Source organism: Clostridium pasteurianum BC1 (assembly GCF_000389635.1).
GTDB classification, from domain to species: Bacteria; Bacillota; Clostridia; order Clostridiales; family Clostridiaceae; genus Clostridium_I; species Clostridium_I pasteurianum_A.
The window spans coordinates 2,371,283-2,390,228 of the sequence record NC_021182.1 but is presented as its reverse complement, the minus strand read 5'-3'; the positions used below and the strand labels follow the sequence as shown (position 1 = coordinate 2,390,228).

At 29.8% G+C, this 18,946-nt stretch carries 22 protein-coding genes; 2 read left to right on the top strand and 20 right to left on the bottom strand.

The features are described 5' to 3' along the window. Positions 1-316: 316 nt before the first annotated feature. From CLOPA_RS11155 to CLOPA_RS11140, 4 genes are all read right to left on the bottom strand, one after another. Positions 317-988: an MgtC/SapB family protein gene (locus CLOPA_RS11155; protein ID WP_015615532.1), complete on the bottom strand. Its 672-nt coding sequence runs from the start codon at positions 986-988 to the stop codon at positions 317-319. Positions 989-1,407: 419 nt separating this feature from the next. Further along, positions 1,408-1,614: a hypothetical protein gene (locus tag CLOPA_RS11150; protein ID WP_015615531.1), complete on the bottom strand. Its 207-nt coding sequence runs from the start codon at positions 1,612-1,614 to the stop codon at positions 1,408-1,410. 160 nt (positions 1,615-1,774) lie between these two features. Continuing rightward, entirely contained in the window at positions 1,775-2,644 is an 870-nt protein-coding gene (locus CLOPA_RS11145) for a radical SAM protein (protein WP_015615530.1), read from the bottom strand. A gap of 139 nt (positions 2,645-2,783) precedes the next feature. Next, positions 2,784-3,299 carry a GNAT family N-acetyltransferase gene (locus CLOPA_RS11140; protein ID WP_015615529.1) on the bottom strand — a complete coding sequence of 172 codons (516 nt, stop codon included), beginning with the start codon at positions 3,297-3,299 and terminating at the stop codon, positions 2,784-2,786. A gap of 271 nt (positions 3,300-3,570) precedes the next feature. Here CLOPA_RS11140 and CLOPA_RS11135 point away from each other — a divergent pair, with 271 nt between their 5' ends. After that, the gene (locus CLOPA_RS11135) at positions 3,571-4,446 is read left to right on the top strand and encodes an NAD(P)-dependent oxidoreductase (RefSeq protein ID WP_015615528.1); all 876 of its coding nucleotides are present in this window, start codon (positions 3,571-3,573) and stop codon (positions 4,444-4,446) included. Positions 4,447-4,585: 139 nt separating this feature from the next. Here CLOPA_RS11135 and CLOPA_RS11130 read toward each other — a convergent pair whose 3' ends face one another. The 11 genes from CLOPA_RS11130 to CLOPA_RS25600 form a co-directional block, all read right to left on the bottom strand. Beyond that, positions 4,586-5,908, bottom strand: coding sequence for a nitrogenase component 1 (locus CLOPA_RS11130; RefSeq protein ID WP_015615527.1), 1,323 nt, complete (start codon positions 5,906-5,908; stop codon positions 4,586-4,588). Further along, positions 5,908-7,368, bottom strand: a complete 1,461-nt coding sequence (locus CLOPA_RS11125) for a nitrogenase component 1 (protein ID WP_015615526.1) — start codon at positions 7,366-7,368, stop codon at positions 5,908-5,910. Before CLOPA_RS11125 ends, CLOPA_RS11130 begins: the two co-directional genes overlap by 1 nt. A gap of 453 nt (positions 7,369-7,821) precedes the next feature. Then, positions 7,822-8,325 carry a dihydrofolate reductase gene (locus CLOPA_RS11120; RefSeq protein ID WP_015615525.1) on the bottom strand — a complete coding sequence of 168 codons (504 nt, stop codon included), beginning with the start codon at positions 8,323-8,325 and terminating at the stop codon, positions 7,822-7,824. After that, positions 8,325-9,116, bottom strand: a complete 792-nt coding sequence (locus CLOPA_RS11115; RefSeq protein WP_015615524.1) for a thymidylate synthase — start codon at positions 9,114-9,116, stop codon at positions 8,325-8,327. Before CLOPA_RS11115 ends, CLOPA_RS11120 begins: the two co-directional genes overlap by 1 nt. 13 nt (positions 9,117-9,129) lie before the next feature. Next, positions 9,130-9,402 (bottom strand): acylphosphatase, encoded by a 273-nt coding sequence (locus CLOPA_RS11110; protein ID WP_041711429.1) that lies wholly within the window; start codon positions 9,400-9,402, stop codon positions 9,130-9,132. Further along, positions 9,395-10,339, bottom strand: a complete 945-nt coding sequence (locus CLOPA_RS11105; protein WP_015615522.1) for a methylenetetrahydrofolate reductase — start codon at positions 10,337-10,339, stop codon at positions 9,395-9,397. The genes CLOPA_RS11110 and CLOPA_RS11105 overlap by 8 nt, the downstream gene beginning before the upstream one ends. A 94-nt stretch (positions 10,340-10,433) precedes the next feature. Then, positions 10,434-10,679, bottom strand: a complete 246-nt coding sequence (locus CLOPA_RS11100) for a hypothetical protein (RefSeq protein ID WP_015615521.1) — start codon at positions 10,677-10,679, stop codon at positions 10,434-10,436. Between the two features lie 194 nt (positions 10,680-10,873). Continuing rightward, positions 10,874-11,710 carry an aldo/keto reductase gene (locus tag CLOPA_RS11095; protein ID WP_015615520.1) on the bottom strand — a complete coding sequence of 279 codons (837 nt, stop codon included), beginning with the start codon at positions 11,708-11,710 and terminating at the stop codon, positions 10,874-10,876. Positions 11,711-12,028: 318 nt separating this feature from the next. Next, positions 12,029-12,553, bottom strand: coding sequence for a dCTP deaminase (gene dcd / locus CLOPA_RS11090; protein ID WP_015615519.1), 525 nt, complete (start codon positions 12,551-12,553; stop codon positions 12,029-12,031). A gap of 412 nt (positions 12,554-12,965) precedes the next feature. Then, positions 12,966-13,523, bottom strand: coding sequence for a GNAT family N-acetyltransferase (locus tag CLOPA_RS11085; RefSeq protein WP_015615517.1), 558 nt, complete (start codon positions 13,521-13,523; stop codon positions 12,966-12,968). 315 nt (positions 13,524-13,838) lie between these two features. Next, entirely contained in the window at positions 13,839-13,994 is a 156-nt protein-coding gene (locus CLOPA_RS25600; RefSeq protein ID WP_015615516.1) for a hypothetical protein, read from the bottom strand. 235 nt (positions 13,995-14,229) lie between these two features. Here CLOPA_RS25600 and CLOPA_RS11080 point away from each other — a divergent pair, with 235 nt between their 5' ends. After that, positions 14,230-14,505, top strand: a complete 276-nt coding sequence (locus tag CLOPA_RS11080; protein ID WP_015615515.1) for a DUF2196 domain-containing protein — start codon at positions 14,230-14,232, stop codon at positions 14,503-14,505. Positions 14,506-14,734: 229 nt separating this feature from the next. Here CLOPA_RS11080 and CLOPA_RS11075 read toward each other — a convergent pair whose 3' ends face one another. The 5 genes from CLOPA_RS11075 to CLOPA_RS11055 all read right to left on the bottom strand — a co-directional run bounded on the left by CLOPA_RS11075 (position 14,735) and on the right by CLOPA_RS11055 (position 18,850). Further along, entirely contained in the window at positions 14,735-15,463 is a 729-nt protein-coding gene (locus CLOPA_RS11075; protein WP_015615514.1) for an MBL fold metallo-hydrolase, read from the bottom strand. A 56-nt stretch (positions 15,464-15,519) separates the two neighbouring features. After that, positions 15,520-16,092 carry a TetR/AcrR family transcriptional regulator gene (locus CLOPA_RS11070; RefSeq protein WP_015615513.1) on the bottom strand — a complete coding sequence of 191 codons (573 nt, stop codon included), beginning with the start codon at positions 16,090-16,092 and terminating at the stop codon, positions 15,520-15,522. Positions 16,093-16,109: 17 nt separating this feature from the next. Then, complete coding sequence (locus CLOPA_RS11065; protein ID WP_015615512.1) at positions 16,110-16,826, bottom strand: MBL fold metallo-hydrolase; 717 nt, start codon at positions 16,824-16,826, stop codon at positions 16,110-16,112. A 341-nt stretch (positions 16,827-17,167) separates the two neighbouring features. Next, positions 17,168-17,410: a hypothetical protein gene (locus tag CLOPA_RS11060; RefSeq protein WP_015615511.1), complete on the bottom strand. Its 243-nt coding sequence runs from the start codon at positions 17,408-17,410 to the stop codon at positions 17,168-17,170. Between the two features lie 246 nt (positions 17,411-17,656). Further along, positions 17,657-18,850, bottom strand: coding sequence for an alanyl-tRNA editing protein (locus CLOPA_RS11055; protein ID WP_242834297.1), 1,194 nt, complete (start codon positions 18,848-18,850; stop codon positions 17,657-17,659). Between the last annotated feature and the right edge of the window lie 96 nt (positions 18,851-18,946).

Sequence of the window (18,946 nt, the reverse complement as noted above, 5' to 3'; positions counted from 1 at the left end):
ATTTTATACTAATTAATCCTTCATTTTAATCCTTTACATTAGGATTAAATATTTTGGCTCATCTATACGATTTTGTAAAGATTGACATTTTATTAACAAAAACTACCATCCCTAAGAGTAATATTTATTAATATAAAAAACTCTACTATAAAATTCATATAATGAACCCATACTTTGATATGATATAATCAACTTATATTTCAGTTAATTATATCATATTCCTTCAAAAATGCAAACTAATTCTATCATATTCTTGCAAATATGAAAATAGATTTTATACTATATAATAAATAAGTTTCTATGCATATTTTCTAATTTACATTATACAAATCTTTTTAACATATTCATATTTAAGCAATTTATTCAATATATCATTAGCGTCTTTATTTGGGGGCAAAGTTACATTCATATAGATTGTTATATTACTCCTATCTTCTGTGTTTACATTTATTGAAGAAATTTTAAATTTTTCTTTAGTTATAGTATTAAAAATTACATTTATTTTATTACTATCAGCAATAACACCATTTAACACAATTTCTAATTCATAGCTATTATCATCTCCTTTAATCTTTTTTATTCTCTTATCTATTTTAAATACATCTCTAAGAATAAAATAAACAATTACTGTAGCAATTGCTGCTGGAACATAAAGGCCACTTCCAGCAGCCAAACCAACACATGCAATAAACCATACACTTGCTGCTGTTGTCAATCCTACAACATTCCCGCCTTCTTTAATTATACTTGCCATTCCCAAAAATCCAATTCCAGATATAACCTGTGCTCCAAGTCTCATTACATCTGCGTTACTTTTATTTAAGACATTATAATCTATGGATATTATTTGTACTAAAGTGGAACTGACACAAACAATAATATGTGTCCTCATACCCATAGACATACCTTTTTTCTGCCTTTGATAGCCTATTATTCCACCTAAAACACAGGCAATCAATATTTTTATAAAATCATGTATATATAACATATCTTCCCCCATTCATTGATATTACATCATGTATATGCTGTAAGCATGAAATAATTCCACAAGGCATTAATAAAGCTTACTTATATTCATATAAAAATTTTACAAAATAAGATAATGTCTTAAAAGGAACAAATATGCATTGAATTTGAGAAAGGTCCCATTATAATTATTAAAAATCAAACTTTAATAATTAAATATCTAAAAAGCTGTCTCATAATGCATATATATGCACTGTGAGGCAGCACCTTATTTGCAAAAGCCAAGCTTATATGCAGAATTTTTGGCATCAAAAATATTCCAGCTACAAAGTTTAGCTGGAATATTCATCTTATAAGCAGAGATTTTTACTATCCCTTTAATAGTTATTAGATTATATTGTTAAAAAAATTATTAATAAACTCAGCTGCAAATACTCTTTACTAATTTTCATCTTTTAATTTTGATATTAATTTTTCTACAGTCTTTGCTGATATATAATCCTCATCCTTTTTAATCAAAACCTTCTCATGACATGTAGAACATTTATGAATGCAACTCTTTGTTTCAAAATTTATTTTATTATCCTTTAGCGCTTTTACCAATTTATCATAATCAACGGTATGCTTACATACTTTAATTTTTGACATATTACATCACCCCTATCTAAATTCTATTATATCATTTAATGCTTAGTTGCATTTAAAATAGTAGAAATATCTACATCTAATAATATTAATCTCCTCCTAAAATCAATAAATTTTACTTATTTGAAGTTTATACCCCAAATAAGTCTAGACAAATTATCATCTATAATCTTCTAAGTTCTTCAGGCTTGTACCCATACTTTCCACTTAATATATCATCAATTATATCAATTAACTTTTTCTTATCCTGTGGTAATGTTCCCCCTATGGCTACATAGTTAGAGGCATGATTGCTTCTAAAAATACAGTTTTGTGCTTGAATATTTTTAATAAGTTCTCTGGTTTCCAACATAACTTCCTCAGGACTCAAAAGTTTAAAATCACCAGATTTAATATTCTCATATATATCTGTTTTTGGCTCAACCATAAGTGTTAGAAGGCCAACATAATCAGGATTAATGGAATTTATAACCTTTGCAGATTCTATAGAGTTTTCTCTCCATCTATCTTTTCCCCCTATACCAGAAATAAAAGTAACTGAAAGCTTAATTCCACTAGCTTTAACCTTTTTTCCTGCCTCTATTATTTCAGAGGAAGTAACACCCTTCTGTATTTCTCCTAATATTATATCACTGCCGCTTTCTATTCCCATATAGAGTATACCTATGCCTAAATGCTTTAATTCCTTAAGCTCTTCAGTAGTTTTTCTTAAAATATCCTTAGGAGCGGCATAGGCTGAAACTCTTTCGCATTCTGGAAATAGTTCTTTTATTTTAAATAATATATGTTTTAATTCCTTCATGGATAAAACAATAGAATCACCATCTGCTAAAAATATACGTTTTACGTAATTATATTTTTCTCTGGCATCCTGCAAATCATCTTCTATTTCTTCCAAACTTCTTATTCTAAATTTTTTATCCTTATACATGCTGCAAAAACTACATTTATTATGTGCACAGCCTATAGTCACCTGAACTATTAGACTATGAGCTTCGCTAGGTGGCCTGTATACAATTCCTTCGTACTTCATATATAAAAAATCTCCTTTATATATTATATTCTAATTGCTAATTACAATATATATGATGCAATAAATTAACTTCATTATGAAATATATTTTGTTTAAATGTTATTGATTAAATTGTGACTTAATATACTATTTAATAGTACTATATATAAGTTGTAATTGGTTCAAGTGCTTTTTCAAAGCAATAAAATACACCCATTCTAAATTCCAATGCACCTACTACACTATAACCTTTCTTTTCATATAATCTACAAGCAGGTTTATTGTCTATAAATGTATCTAAACGTATTGCTGCATAATTATTATCTCTGCAATATATATCTGCATATTCTATAAGTTTAGTTGCAATACCTTTACCCTTATATTTTGGATTAACACATAACCTGTGTATAACTAACTTCTTACCTTTATTATATTTCCAATCTAATTCCTCATATTCTTTGTCTTGGTATTCATTTAACACGACAAAACCTTTAATTATGTTTTCATCTCTATATACATAAAGATTTTCCTCATGTATATCTTCAATTATTATTTCTTTACTGGGATAGGTATGATCCCACTGATATATTTTCTGTTCATGCATATCAGCTACAGTAGCTTTAATTATTTTCATCATTTCATTTATGTCTTCAGTTGTTCCTTTTTCAATTTTCATTTAAATACTCCTTTGTAAATATCTATATATAGTTTCCTTATTATTATCTGTAATATTTTCAAAAATATTATTATTTATTGGCTATTCCATCTATTTCACTTTTAATACTCATTGCTATATAATCTGATAAATATATTTTCCTCTGTAAAATTTACTTTTATTTAATTTCATAATTTTATTATATATGACCACTCTATGCAAATCAATTTGTATAAACACCCAAAAATACTTATAATTAAATTAATATGTAAAGGAGAGGAGAATTTATAATATGATAAAATCAGATATAAAAGTGGGTTTTATTGGGACTGGAGTAATGGGAGCTGCCATGGCTTCCCATATATTAGATGGAGGCTACAAATTATCAGTCTACAATAGAACTAAAGAAAAAGCATTGGCTTTAATTAATAAAGGTGCCATCTGGAAAGCTTCTTTAGCTGAACTGGCTAAAGATTCAGATGTAGTTATAACTATAGTAGGCTATCCCAAGGATGTAGAAGAAGTATATCTAGGTCAAAACGGAATTATTAATAATATTAAAAAAGGTAGTTACGTTATAGATATGACCACTTCTAAGCCATCTCTTGCAAAGAAGATATATGAAGCTGCAAAAGAAAAAGATATCTTTGCTCTGGATGCTCCTGTATCTGGTGGAGATGTAGGTGCTGCTGAAGGTACCTTATCCATAATGATAGGCGGAGACAGGGAAGCTTTTGAAAATTTAAAACCAATATTCGAATTAATGGGAAAGAACATAGTACTTCAAGGTGGCGTCGGTGCTGGGCAGCATACTAAGATGTGTAATCAAATAGCTATAGCTTCTAACATAATGGGTGTATGTGAAGCTTTAGTATATGCAAAGAAATCTGGTCTTGATCCAGAAACTGTTCTGAAATCCATTGGTGCTGGTGGAGCTGCCAGCTGGCAATTAAGTGCTTATGCGCCAAGAATACTTAACGGTGATTTTGCACCTGGCTTTTATATTAAACATTTTGTAAAGGATATGAAAATAGCCTTAGAAGAAGCAGATGCCATGGGTCTAGACACTCCTGCCCTAAGTCTTTCAAAAAAGCTATATGATAAACTTATAGAACAGGGAAAAGGGGATCTTGGAACACAGGCCTTATATAAACTGTATTTAAAATAACAATAAAAACACTATGAAATCAGTTAAAATTATATGAATTTCATAGTGTTTTTTTAATTATGAAGCTTTAATCATAATTCTTATACACAAAATATATTTTGAAATAAGGCATCTTCAATGAAAATATTCTATTAATAATTTAAATTTGTAAAGATAAAAGCTTAGTATAGATATCCTCAATTAAATTCAATCCACCTCTGTACCCTACATAAGTATGATTTAATATGAGTCTATCTGTTATAGGAAGTCCTACACTCAAATGCAAACCATTTATTATATTTGCTATATCTACATCCCAGGAGCTTCCTAATATTAATGGATAGGTATTAATTTCATACTTATTCAATTCTTCATTTATAACTCCACCATCCTGTGAAAAAGTAACATCAGCGGTTATTTCAATATCAAACTCCTTAAAATATTCTATAATTTTATCTTTGAACTGATCTGGCACATCTTCGGTAATAAATTGATGTGCAGGTAAAAGTCCTAAGTCATTTACTAAAAATTTAGTTATTCCCAGAGTATAGGAAGAATCATCTATTATAAAAAATTTCTTTGGTAAATCATATCTAGATGCTACAAGAAATTCACCAGAACGAACTAGATAATGATAAAACTCCTCTTCTTTTTCCTTAATAACCTTATCAACTAATTCTTTATTTACTCCAGCAAAATCCGCTACTGTTCTTAGAAACTTACTGGTTTCCACTCCACCTATAGGTAATACTGGATAGTGTAAATACTTTGTTCCAAACCTTTTCTCCAAAAGTTTAGCTGCTTTCAAACCTATCCATGGAGAAATTACGAGATTAAATTCTGCCTTGGGTATGTTGTTTATAGCCTCTATGCCTCCACTATTATGGCCAAATAATATGTTTGCCTGAAGTCCAATGCTTTTCAATAATTCTTTAATTTCATTTAAATCCCCTTCCCAGAATGGATCATGAGTAGGCACTGATGCAAATACATTTACAAGTCCTTCAATCTTCTCCGGTGAAGGTTTTAAATATTGATTTATTATAGCTTCTAAAACCAATTCATGTCCCTTATATGCATCACCTTTAAATCCCCCTGTTTCTGCATATACAATAGGTATCCCTCTTCCTGTAAACTCTTTCACTACACTTCCTACATCATCACCCACTATATCCGAAATACATCCTGTAAGTACAACAAAGAAATCTCCATCCATTACCTGTAGAGTTCCTTCAATAAGTTTTCTTAACTTTTTTTCTCCACCAAATACTACATCTTTTTCTATCAAATTACTGCAGGGAATAGCATCCCCTCCTGAATATCCTGAACCTTGATGTCCTCCGGAGGAAGCCATGGCCGTAGTAAGTTTTGCACTGCATCCTGGACCAGCATGAACAATTGGAATAGCTCTTTCAATAGCGATAACGGTCTGCTGAGCACCCAATGCACAAAAATGTCTTGGTTCCTGAAGTATTTCACTCATTAGGCTTCACCTCCTAAAAATTTAAAGGCATTTTGTTTTAGCCACCAATCAGTATAGGGAAGCTTACTGTGTTCAGCAATTTTTTTTACAAACATAGGATTACTTATAGTATCCAAAATAACCTCTCCATAATTTAGTAGGCCCTGATAACCTATGGCAAAATGCTCATCTCCCATTTCCAAAGAGGGAATACCTAATTTACTTGCCCATATTGTACTAGCATGCCTGGTTATAAATAAATCTGGTTTCAAATTATATAATGTATTCACTAATTCAAAGGACTGCTTATTACAAATTGATAATTTAAAATTACCATAATTCTCTACAACATGCTTAAGACTATCAGCTTTATCGTCACCATTGTCAAATTTAGCATCATGATGCCAGGTACATCCTCCTACAAGCTCCATGCCAAGTTCATTAACAATAGCCATCATCCCATGGCCATGAGCGGCTCCAGCACCTATATATACCTTCTTGCCTTTTAGTTTTTTCCTTAATTCTTCTAATTTTGTAGTTATCTTCTCTTTTTCCTCCGCTATTAGCTTTTCAACTTCTTTTTCCTTATGAACCACTTTTCCCAGTTCTCTGAACCATGCATCTGTACCAGCAATACCATAAGGCGGTGGAGATTTTACTTCTGGTACTCCAAAATGTTCTTCAAGTCCTGCTGCAAAATAAGTACCTAGAGTAGCACATATCTGCACAGTAGCTGCCGCTTCAGAAATATGTGATAATTGTTCAATAGTAGTATAAGGAACAAGATAGTTAACCTTAAGTCCCAGTCTTCCAAAAAGTCCTGTAAAAATATCCTTTCCCTGAAAGTTAATTATATTAACCAAATCATTTCTTTTCTTTACGGCTGGTTTTACTATTTTTCTCAGTATTCCATGATAAGCTGCATCAAATCCCAATGCCCAAATCTTAGATCTAAAGCCTTCGCAAACTATGGTAATAACAGGTATACCTATTTCTATTTCCATTTTATTGCATATAGCTTCCACATCATCTCCAATTATTCCTGATGCGCAGGTAGTAGTTACAAAAATCGCTTTAGGATTAAATCTCCTTTTAGCTTCTTTTATTGATAACTCTAATTTCTTAGCACCACCGTATATTGTATCTTTCTCAGTTAAATTTGTGTTTATATAGTGTAAATTTCTAATAGGAAGCTTTCTCTTCTTTCTTCCTGATCTTCCAACCATATTTCTATTTGGTATATCTCCACTACAGCCTGCAGGGCCGTGCTCTACTACAGCAGCATCTTGTATATATACAAGTTGATTTTTCACTTGATTTGCACTGCAGGAAGTGCACTGCGAAAATGATCTGTCTGTATCCTTTAGACTGCCATCATGAGATTTTTTATATAGTTCTTCAGCATCTCCACTGTATCCTGAAACAGAACCTAATCTCTTTTCTCTAAGGGGAGCTGCAGTATCTTTTAAATTAATACTCATATTTTATTCATTCCTTTCAATAATATTTAGTGTATAGACTTGTACACTGATTGATTTTACTTATTTTATACATAGACTACATATAATCTATGTAGTCCATAATTTTACTACATTGAATTTTAGAAATAAAAAAAAGACTTTGGGCGGAATTATATTATTCCACACAAAGCCTCTGGTTTTCCAGTTAGCATTTGTTTAAAACTTCAGCGATTCTTACTTAGTAAAATTCTTTAAATTAATTAACTTAAAATATCTCTATTCTGTAAATCCCCTCTTTAGGAGATTAAATATTACAGACTCTAATCATAGGATAAGATATATTAGTGAAAATATATCATAGCTTTTTATAAATGTCAATATAGCACATATATAAAGTTTAACCTTAAATTGTGGAGGATGTAGATTACGAACTCTTGGAAGCAGGAAGCTCTTACTTCTTTAAGTTAGAGTAGTTCAATTCTCATTGTTATTAATTCTTTTAAATGTGATAAATCTATAGGATAAAGAATTTTTGCTGTTTTGTAGTTGCTCAGTATTCTCCACAATTCTCCAATCCTTATGATTTATATCTGGAAAGAAAACATCTCCATCAAATTCATCATCCACAGCAGTTATATACATCTTTTCTGCGTAAGGTAAAAGCTGCTTATATATATCTGCACCACCTATGACAAAATACTCTTCATCTTCCTTTAATGAAGCTAGAAGTTCTTCTATTGAATTAACTACAGTTACTCTATCATCTTCCACTTTAAATGTTTTATTTCTTGTAATTACCATATGATGTCTATCAGGCAAAATTTTTGGTAGAGATTGAAAGGTTTTTCTTCCCATGATTATTGTATGTCCTATAGTAATTTTCTTAAATCTTTTTAAATCCTCTGGTAAATACCATAATAATTCATTATCTTTACCTATAGCATTATTTTTTGCTACTGCCGCTATTATTGCAATCATTACACTGATACCTCCATTTTTATCTTTCCCCAGTGCTTATAATCAATTAATTTTATGTCATTTATAGTAAAATCATAAAAATTCTTAATTTTTGGATTTATCCAAAGCTTAGGCGCTTCGTAAGCTTTATCCAGTCTTTCAAGCTGCAGCTTCATACCTTCAACTTGATTTTTATAAATATGTGCATTATTAATTACATGAGTAAAAAGCCCCGGTCTTAAGCCAACTACCTGTGCTATTAGATGAACTAATACTGCATATTGAGTTGTGTTGAATGGTATTCCCAGCGGCATATCTCCACTTCTTTGTACTAACATACAATTGAGTCTTTCATTAGTGACATCCCACATAGTTTGAAATGCACATGGCTGCAGCATCATATCAGGCAAATCATCTATATTCCATAATGATACTATCATTCTCCTATCTTGTGGATTTGTTTTCAAAGTATTTATCAATTTATTTAACTGATCATACTTTGCTATCTGATACCCATATGCTTTACCAATGGTATTATTCTCATCTGCCCAGCTATCCCATATATGAATATTTCTTTCATCTAGCCAGGTGACGTCATTAGTTTGTTTTTGCCATATCCAAAGCATTTCCTGTACAGCAGTTTTAAAAGCTACAAATTTTGTTGTTAAAATTGGAAATTCTTTTTCAAGATCAAATTTCATAATTTGATGAGGTAATTTATAAGTTTCTACACCCGTTCTATTATTATCAAAATATCCATTTTCTAATATATCTTTAACTATTTTTAAATACTTGCCATCAGCAATACTCACATAACTCACCTCTTTAGTAAATAACCCTAAATGTTTTTTCTTCACTAGTAATATCTATTTTTTCAGAATATATATCCTTTACCTTTATAAATCTATTTCCCTCTTTAATCTTTATTTTAAATGCATCTATATCATCTTCTCTCCCCTGAACCTCCATCTCAACAGTTCCATCTTCACAATTTTTTACCCATCCAGTTAATTTAAAATGATCAGCCAAATACTGGGCATGAAATCTAAAACCAACTCCTTGAACTCTTCCATAAACCTTTATAAAATATCTATTTATAAAAATCACCTTTTCTCATTTTATTTTCAATAATGGCCTTTATATCCTTTACTAGCTGTATTGAAGCCTCTATTTCTACTTTTCTAATAGATAAGCTTTCAATATTGCATCCAATTGGTATTCCTTTATCTAATGCAAAATCTAATAATTCTTCAAATATACTTTTTGATAAATCTATTGATTTATCTAATATATCCTTTGAATGTATCAAGTCATTTTCTAACCATTTCGGTATATTTATACCAAGCCATTTCATAAACTCTAAAGTTTTTGTAGATCCGCAAGGAGTAAGCGTAAACAATATAGGCACCATTTTAATATTATTATCCTGACAATAATAAAAATAATCTGACAGTAGATTTTTTGAAGCCTCTATATTATATATTACCTGAGAAACAAAGAACTCACATCCACATTTTGCCTTACTAACAATTCTCATATGTTCATCATTACTTTTCGTATGCCTCTCTGGTATTACAATACCACCTAGCATGAAATTTTCATTAAACTTATCTTTTAACTTATATGCTTCTGATAAGTTTAATTTAACTTCTTGATTGCGTGAAGCGGCACCTACAAATACAGAAAATTTATCCCGCTGTGTCTCGGATGTTATGGACTGCTTTAACTCCTGTGAATTATATTTGCCAACGCAGCGATAAATGATTTTTTCTACCTTTAATTCCTTCAAATACTCTTTACCATATGCAGCAGGATCTATTGTTTCCAAAAATGGAAAAGGTCTCTCATCTTTCAATCTGTCAGTTTCATCTTGTATATCATATATAATCAAACCATCTATATCTATATTTTTTATTCTTTCCAGATGTCTTTGTGAAATTTCAGCAATTTTTTCTTTTGTATTATCCTTCTTTGGTGGTGTTATAGCATAAGTTATTATACCGGTTTCTCTGTTTAGTATTTTATCTTTTAGCATGCTCTTCTCCTTTTAAATAAATCATAACCTAAATTCTCCAAATAGTTTAGAAAATTATTTGGAGAATCTAATTTTTCTTACTTCTTTCATATCTTTAATGATTCTTTATTGAAATTTTAATTTCTTTTTCCGCTATAAGTTCTGCATATTCTCCAATAGGGAAAGTTATTCTTGGATTAGTGTGTCCAAAATCAGCATTAGAGAAAGTAACTTTCAAACCTATTTTCTTTAAGCATTTATCTGCAATAACTCTTGTAGCCTTATCTATCATATGGAAACTTCTTGATGGAGCTATGACTCTAATCTCATCCCCTATTTTTAATTTTTCTGGTATAATCATAAAATTTCTCCTTACATAATTTTGTTATGTACTTATTAATATAATAACATATTTTATGGTCATATTTAATATTACAAAATTATTTAAATTATATTTTTCGACAAAAAAACCGCCTTATAAAAATTACTTTTTTAAGACAGTTTTTTATTAATTTACATTATTTTCAATTTATTTACTTAAAGAATTTGTTTATGTTACATTTGAAACCATAAAGCATCTGGGTCATCGCCAGTTCTTTCGTCTTTATTTAAAGCATCTATAATCTTAACTTCTTCTTCAGTTAAGCTAAAATCATACACATTTGCATTTTCTTCAATACGGGAAGGTGTACTGGATTTTGGAATTACAACATTTCCCTTTTGTAAATGCCAACGAATAATTATCTGTGCACTTGATTTATTATGATGTTCTGCAATTATTCTAATAATAGGATCATTAAGTACTGCCCCTCTGCCGAGTGGACTCCAAGCTTGAAACGCTATGTGATTTTTATCTGCATACTCCTTAATTTTTTCCTGGGTTAAATACGGATGACATTCAACCTGATCAATAACTGGTTTTATCTCAGAATTTGCAGCAAGCTCTTCTAAATGATGAATTTCATAATTAGATACACCAATAGCTTTAACTAATTTTTCATTATACAATTTCTCCATTGCCTTCCAGGTTTCAAAAAAACGTCTTTTACTTGGCCAATGAACTAGTAAAAGATCTATTTGATCTATATGTAAATCTTTTAAAGACTGTTCCACAGTGCTAAGCGTACTGTCATATCCTTGATTATAATTAGCAACTTTAGTAGTTATAAATAATTCATCTCTTTTAACATTGGATTCACTTAATATTTTACCTAATAAAGCTTCATTTTCATAGAATTGTGCTGTGTCAAAAGCATGATATCCAACTTCTAGAGCCTTATTAATTGCCTCATACCCATTTTTCTCATCAGTAATTAAATATACTCCAAAGCCATGTTGTGGAATCTCCACACCATTATTTAAAGTTATTGTATCCTTAATTGATTTTACCATAGCATAAAACCCCCTCTATACAAATGCAAACTTCTATATTTATCCAAATATATAAAGATAATATATAAATTTTAACTTTATCTAAATATTTTATACTCTATTATTTCTACAGCAAGCTATTTTGTCGACGTCGACTACTTGTATTATATATAAATATATTATCATTTTCAATAAAGATTTCATTAACTAGCACAAAAATACATATTTAAGCTATAATATAAAACAAAAAATATGTCATAATTACAGCAATTATTTATACCATGTATTAAAGATAATTTATTGAAACACATATATTATAAATAATTTTTAATCACCAAATTATTCCTTTTCAAAATCTTTATATAATAAACTGGTCTGAATTCCACTGTTATTTTGATACTTACCCTTAGAATATCTATCATAATTGCCCTCAATTGAATGATAATATATTTGGCATATTTCTACATCTGAATATATTCTTATAGGCTGAATACAGTGAATTTCTAAAGTCCAGTATCCACAGAATCCAACATCTCCAAAACCTGCGGTTACATGTATAAACAAGCCAAGTCTACCCACAGATGATCTACCTTCAAGCATAGGAACAAATTTATCTGTTTCTGTATATTCCTTGGTTCTGCCAAGATAAAGTTTATTTGGTTGTAAAACTATCCCTTCAGGTGGTATTATGATTTTTCTAGCCTTATTTTCCTTTTTCATATCTAGAACTTCATCTTCATATACAAGTAATTCATTATGCAATTTCAAATTGTAACTATTGGGGTTTAACTGCTTTTCACTAAAAGGTTCTATTACTATTTCTTTTCCCAATCTATCTTTGATTTCTTTTCCAGACAATATCATTTTACTTTCTCCTTACCATCATGTGCTAATATCTAGGTTAAATTTTTCTTTGAAACAAATCATACGATTAAAACACAAAAGTTATAAATTAATTTTCATTTATAGTTGCTTCAATGTGAATCTTCACCATATATAGTATATATATTTTATTAAATATACTTTTTGTGAGATAATCACCATATAACTTAAAATAATATAATTCCTATTATTTATCCGATAACTAGTCGCTGTAACACTCTACCGTCTACAAGCTGGAGATAACAGCGACACGCTCCTGGATAATTCATCTAAACTCAGTGGAAGCACAAACTCCCACTGAGTAAGATTCATTGATAATATATATCTTATCATAATGGAAAACAAAATTATAGCACTCAAATTCATAATGAATAAAAGTGCTCTTATATTATAATTATTTCCACTCATCTTTAAGCAGTCCAAAATAATTTTCATTTCTAAATTGTCCATTGAAATAAAATCGTTTTCTTAAGCAACCTTCATGTTTAAAAGCTAATTTTTCAAGAATCAATTTGGAGTTTTCATTTTCATCATCTACTATTGCTTCAATTCTATTTAAAGGACTATTTTCAAATCCAATTTTAATAATCTCATTAAGAGCTTTGTGCATAAAACCTTGTTTCCAATAAGCTTTGTTAAGCTCGCATCCAATCTCCGCTCTAGTTGATTTATAATCAAAATTATGAAATCCACAGGTACCAATCAACTTATTATTTTCTAGATTGACAATACCCCATCTTATTGCTTTATTATCTTTATAATTATTAGTAAATGTAAAAAATAATCTTTCTGTATCTTCAATATTCTTATGTGGAAGAACATCATAATATTTCAATACTTCTTCATCGGAAAAAATTTCAAACATATCCTGAATATCATTAAAATTTAATTTTCTCAGCATTATTTCATTTGTTTTTATTTCCGGAAATTCTTTAAATAAATTCTTTGTCATATTATTTGCCTCTCTTTTGTAAATAAATTTATTGAATTCACTTTATTGTTCTTTGTAGAATTACCTACCTATAAAGATTTTATTACACAGAATTCTAAAGTGACTATTTTCCCTATCAATAGAAATTACTCTAGTTTAATTTCCAATTGAAACTAAAAAATGTCACTTTATAAATATTATGTATCAATTTGGTGAAAATTATACAAAAAACTTTATAAGTTGGATATATATAATTATCATGATATTCCTTTAATTTACTCGATTTATTAGAATAAAGTGAGGTTATGATGACTCCAATAAGCAATTTCAACTCTTTTATTTATCAAATACTCCACCTTGTTTCGTGTTTTTATATGCACCTTGACTTTTTCCAATGCTTTTATCTGCCCTTTTAAGAGAACCTTGCTGTGAACTTTTTTTCTTTTTCTCTTCAATTATTTTTTTCATCATTTCAATATTTTTATCTAACATATATTATCTCTCCTTCATATTTAATGTTGTGCTTAATATTAAATGTAGAAACTTGCTATGTAGCTATTTCTAATATAGTATTAAGATAGAGTTAAATATTACATATGTCTATAGTACTTACCTCTCTACAATAGTATCATTTTACACTAAAATCTGATATACTTATTATAAATTAAAATACTAAAAAAATAAGCTATGAATTTGTAGTATTAGCAAAAGTGAGGAGTACACATTTATGGAAAAAGATTATTTCAAAGACAGATCATATGAATCCAAATTAGTAAACTCTATTAATATAGGTGACACTGTATATATTTGTGAAAAATCTATGCAAAGATCTGCTTCTAAAATAGATGACCTAACACAAGGAGTTGTTATCCGTAAACTCACAAGACATGATCATCCAAGAGGGATAAAAGTGGAAATAAAATCTCCCAATGGTAAAACATTTATAGGAAGAGTTGTCTACTTAATAAGAGATGATAAAATCCTATATGGTAAGAGAATTTAATACATTATTTATTTCCTTATTTTCTGTAGTAATTATTAGTATATTCTTTTTCATAAATATAACCATTCCTTTCACTCTCCTCAAGGCACAAAACGTTTTTTGAGACTTTCTCCCTATACAATTTTTGACTTTTGTCTTAATAATTATTCTAAATTAATTAGTGAATTACACCTATACTCTATATTAAAATTTTTATGGAATTCGCCTGTTTGTAATTTATATAATTATACTATTTATGAATAAATCTATAATTTTGTTGGTGGATTTTCCTCATGTATTTCGACTCAAATTCAAATTTGTTTCCGTTTTTTAGATCATTTAAATATTTTATTGTCTCATAGATATCTTTCTCAGTTAAATTTAATGTATGACCAGCCATAATCTTTGTAAATTTATAACCTAAATATGCATTAAGAGTTTGTATATACGTGTCAATATCCTTATGTTCTACATATATAATTGGCTTTTCCAAATTATCGCCAACATACAATATTTTTTCATCATAGTCAAATATTGAAATACTATCCACAGTATGGCCTGGACTATAAAATATTTCTATTCCTTCATCAGGAAAATTAATACTTCCTTTAAAAGTAAGATTAGGAAGAGACTTTTCAACACTGCCTAATATATAATTTTCATTTTTCTTAAATTGCTCTTCCCAATGTTCATTCAATATCTCTCTACATAATTTATGACTAATTATTATATTTTTCTTAAAACTAGAGTTTCCCCATACGTGATCCCAGTGAAAATGCGTATTTATAACGATAACTTCCTTACTATTATATTTATCTGCTAATATTTTCTTTATTGGTATCATACTCTCAGAACCACAAAAAGTATCAATTAAAAATATCTTTGACTTCTTTTCAATTAAGAAAATGTTAGTGGTATACTCTTTTAGTTCATTATAAATAAATACATCGCAATTTTTACTTATTTTTTCATTTTTCATATTTCCTCCACATTTATCCGATGACTACCATCCGTAATACTCCCACTGAGTAAGATTCATTGATATTCCAACGCATGAATCCCAGTAAGAAAAGTATCAATTATAAAATTTAGACTTACATCAATATCTAATGGAAGTCCAAATCCACCTTTTTGCTCTAATGAAACAAATCCATGTAAGATACTTCGCAATCCACGGGTAGCATGCAGTGCTGCTTCACCTTCCAACCCATAAGCTTTCAGCACTCTGATAACAATATCTACAATTTTGCTTCCGGACCGCTGCACTTCTATATCACTTGGATCTGGGGCAAGAAGAGTTGCTTCATACAATCCCGGATGAGTACGAGCAAATGCTACATACACTCCAACCAGTGAACGAACTGCATCATCTTCTGCTAACCCAATGGTTGCATGTGCCAAAGTGTTATAAAATTGTTCCATACCATAAATGGCCAATTTTTTTCGCAAGTCTTTCAATCCATTTATATGATTATATAAGGATGGAGTGCGAATATGCAGTTTTTTAGCTACTAAAGCTAATGTTACTTCATCCATGCCCTTTGTATCTGCAATTTCTACTGCAACTTTCAAAATTGCAGACAAATCAACTCCCATTCTTGGAGACATATTATCATCTTCCTCTACTATTTTGTATTTTCTAAATTTTGTTCAGCTCTAGCAATGGCACCATCCATAGCAGTTACTGGCTGTTTTAGCATTGGTCCGTGACCAGCAGCAAGTAATGAAGGAAAATATCCTCTGAGTTTTCGTGCACTCTCTAGTGCTGCTTGCTTATTCCATGTTGCCATTGCAGGAAACGGAAACCATAGTCGAAGTTGTCCTGCTACAGCTATACCTCCTCTTGTTTGAAATGCATCTCCAGCTATTAAGGAATTATTGCGCGTATCTAAAAACGCCATGGACCCAGGAGTATGTCCTTGTGCTGATATAGCAATCAGTGAACCAATTTTATCCCCCTCTTTGAGTAAAATATTTGCTCGTGTCTTAAGTTTTTTTGGTACTGCTCCACGTATCGGCAAATTCGGTTCATTCAATTCTAATGTGCAATCTCCAGTCATCAACTTAGCATCGCGCTTTGAAATATATATAGGAATATCCGGGATGGCTTTTTTCAGTGCATCTAAAGAGCCTACATGATCCTCGTGTGCATGAGTCAAAATAATCTTTGTAATTTTTTTCCCGATACTATCCGCAGCCTCTATTATTTTCTTCCAGCTATAAGGTAGTGCAGCATCAATCAAAGTTAATCCATCTTCTTCCTCCACAAAATAACAATTAACAGGAAACAAATGTGGTAAAAATGTCAATTGATAAACTGTTTTTTCATGAATAATTCGCATGATATCATCTCCTCACCTTTTTTTTAATAATAAATTAATATAATAATAACTAATATGATTAGTTATTATACTAATGTCCTTAGTTTTATTATAACTAATAGTATTAGTTTTTTCAATACAAATTTTTATATTAATTTCTAAATTCATTTGTCCTTATTGAAAAAACTATCTTATAGTACTATAGCATTTATTTTTTACACTGTATCATCTGAAAGTTTATATTGTAATATCTCAACGACTTTATTCAAAAACACCGATCAAGACTTACTTTCAAAGCCCTAATCAGTGTTTTTCTATACTTAAATTACTTTTTTAGTTCACATTAAAATTATTTTAAATCGCTATTTTTCACTTTCCTTAAAGCTTTCCTTAACTTTATTTATATTATCCCTATATCTAAAATTAGTCTTTTCATCTTTTGCAACTTCTTCCATAAGAGCATGGAATTTATCTATATCATATATACCCTTTTCAGTGAATATCTTATTTAAAGTCTGCAATACTATCACAAGTTCCTCCATGGCACCCTCTGTTAATTCAACTCTTTGAAGCAGATTATTTAATATTTTTTCATTGTTTTCCATTAAAATCCCTCCTTTTTAATAAATTATTCTACATTATCTATTATAATCCTTCTTCTTATATCTTGTTTTTCCAAAATTATTCATATTATATATAACTTCAAAAAGGATTTAGATAAGACAGACGTCTTACCTAAATCCTATGGTTTTCAATAAATGTTTTAATACAATTTACATAATCATCCAATTGTCTATATGTAGAAGATGTTTAACACATTGATATAAATGGAATAGAGTGAAAAATATTTATTAATATTTTATAACATTTTCTCTCAAATATTCAGTGAAGCTTCTCATGGAATTTGAATCAGGAAAATTGGCTTGAGCCCTCTTAGCATTTCCCCCACCTCTTCCATTAAACTCTTTTAACTTCTCCTTAAATAATTTTCCGCACTCCACATCAAAGGAACCATTATGTGCAAATAAAAATCTATTATCCTTTAGAGAACTTAAAATAAGAATATATTCTTCGTCTTTTAAATGTTCATAAAGCTTGTCTAGAAAATCAAAGCCTTCTTCTTTATATTCAGCAGCTATAATTTTAGAGTCAGTCTTTGCTATTAATGCTTGTGCTTCACTTTCCGCTATTGAATTATATAAATTTGAAATTTTCTTTTTTAAATTACCTATTTCTTCTGTCTGATTTTTTACCTTATTTACTATCTCAGTATCTTCCACCGAAAAGCCTCTGGCAATTTCTGTAACGTAATCATTTTTAATAACATAATCCTTAAAGGCTCTTAAACCACATTTTATATATATTCTTGTCATGCCTTTATTCTTTTCCCATTTTACAACCTTAATGATTCTTACTTCTCCTGTTCTTCTAACCTGAGTACCACAGCAAGCACTATAATCCAGATTTTCCCCCATCTGTACCATTCGGATAGTTCCTTCAGCTGTAATAGCTTTTCTCAAAGGCAATTTTTCTGCTTCTGCCTTGGTTAAAAAATAAGTTTTTACAGGTTCGTTTCTGAAAACATAATAATTTGCTTCTCTTTCTGCTTTCTTTATCATGTCCTCTGTCATATCTTTAATTTTAATGTCCATAGTTACATACTCTTCTCCAAGGTGAAAACCTGCATTGGCAGCGTCATATAATTTGAAAAAGGCTGCTGACATTAGATGTTCTCCTGAGTGCTGCTGATTGTGATCCACTCTTCTGTCAAAATCCGCCTGGCAGTTGACTATTTTATTTGATGGCTTTTCTGACATAACATGGTATATAATATCTTCTTTTTCATATACATATTCAACCTTTATGTTATCCATAAAGCCTATGTCAGATGGCTGACCACCGCCTTCAGGGTAAAAGGGAGTACTCCTTAGTACCACTTCATATTTGCCATCCTTCTCTATTATATCTTCTACCTCACATTCTGCTTCGCAAAGATATGGGTCATTATAAAAAAGTTTTTCTGTACCATTAATCATATTATTCATATTCATTACTTCCCTTCCTTTTTATATAAACTTAAATTCGTAGTTTAAGAACACGCAAGTTGAAAATTAAAATTAGAAAAAATTGCACCCCTGGGG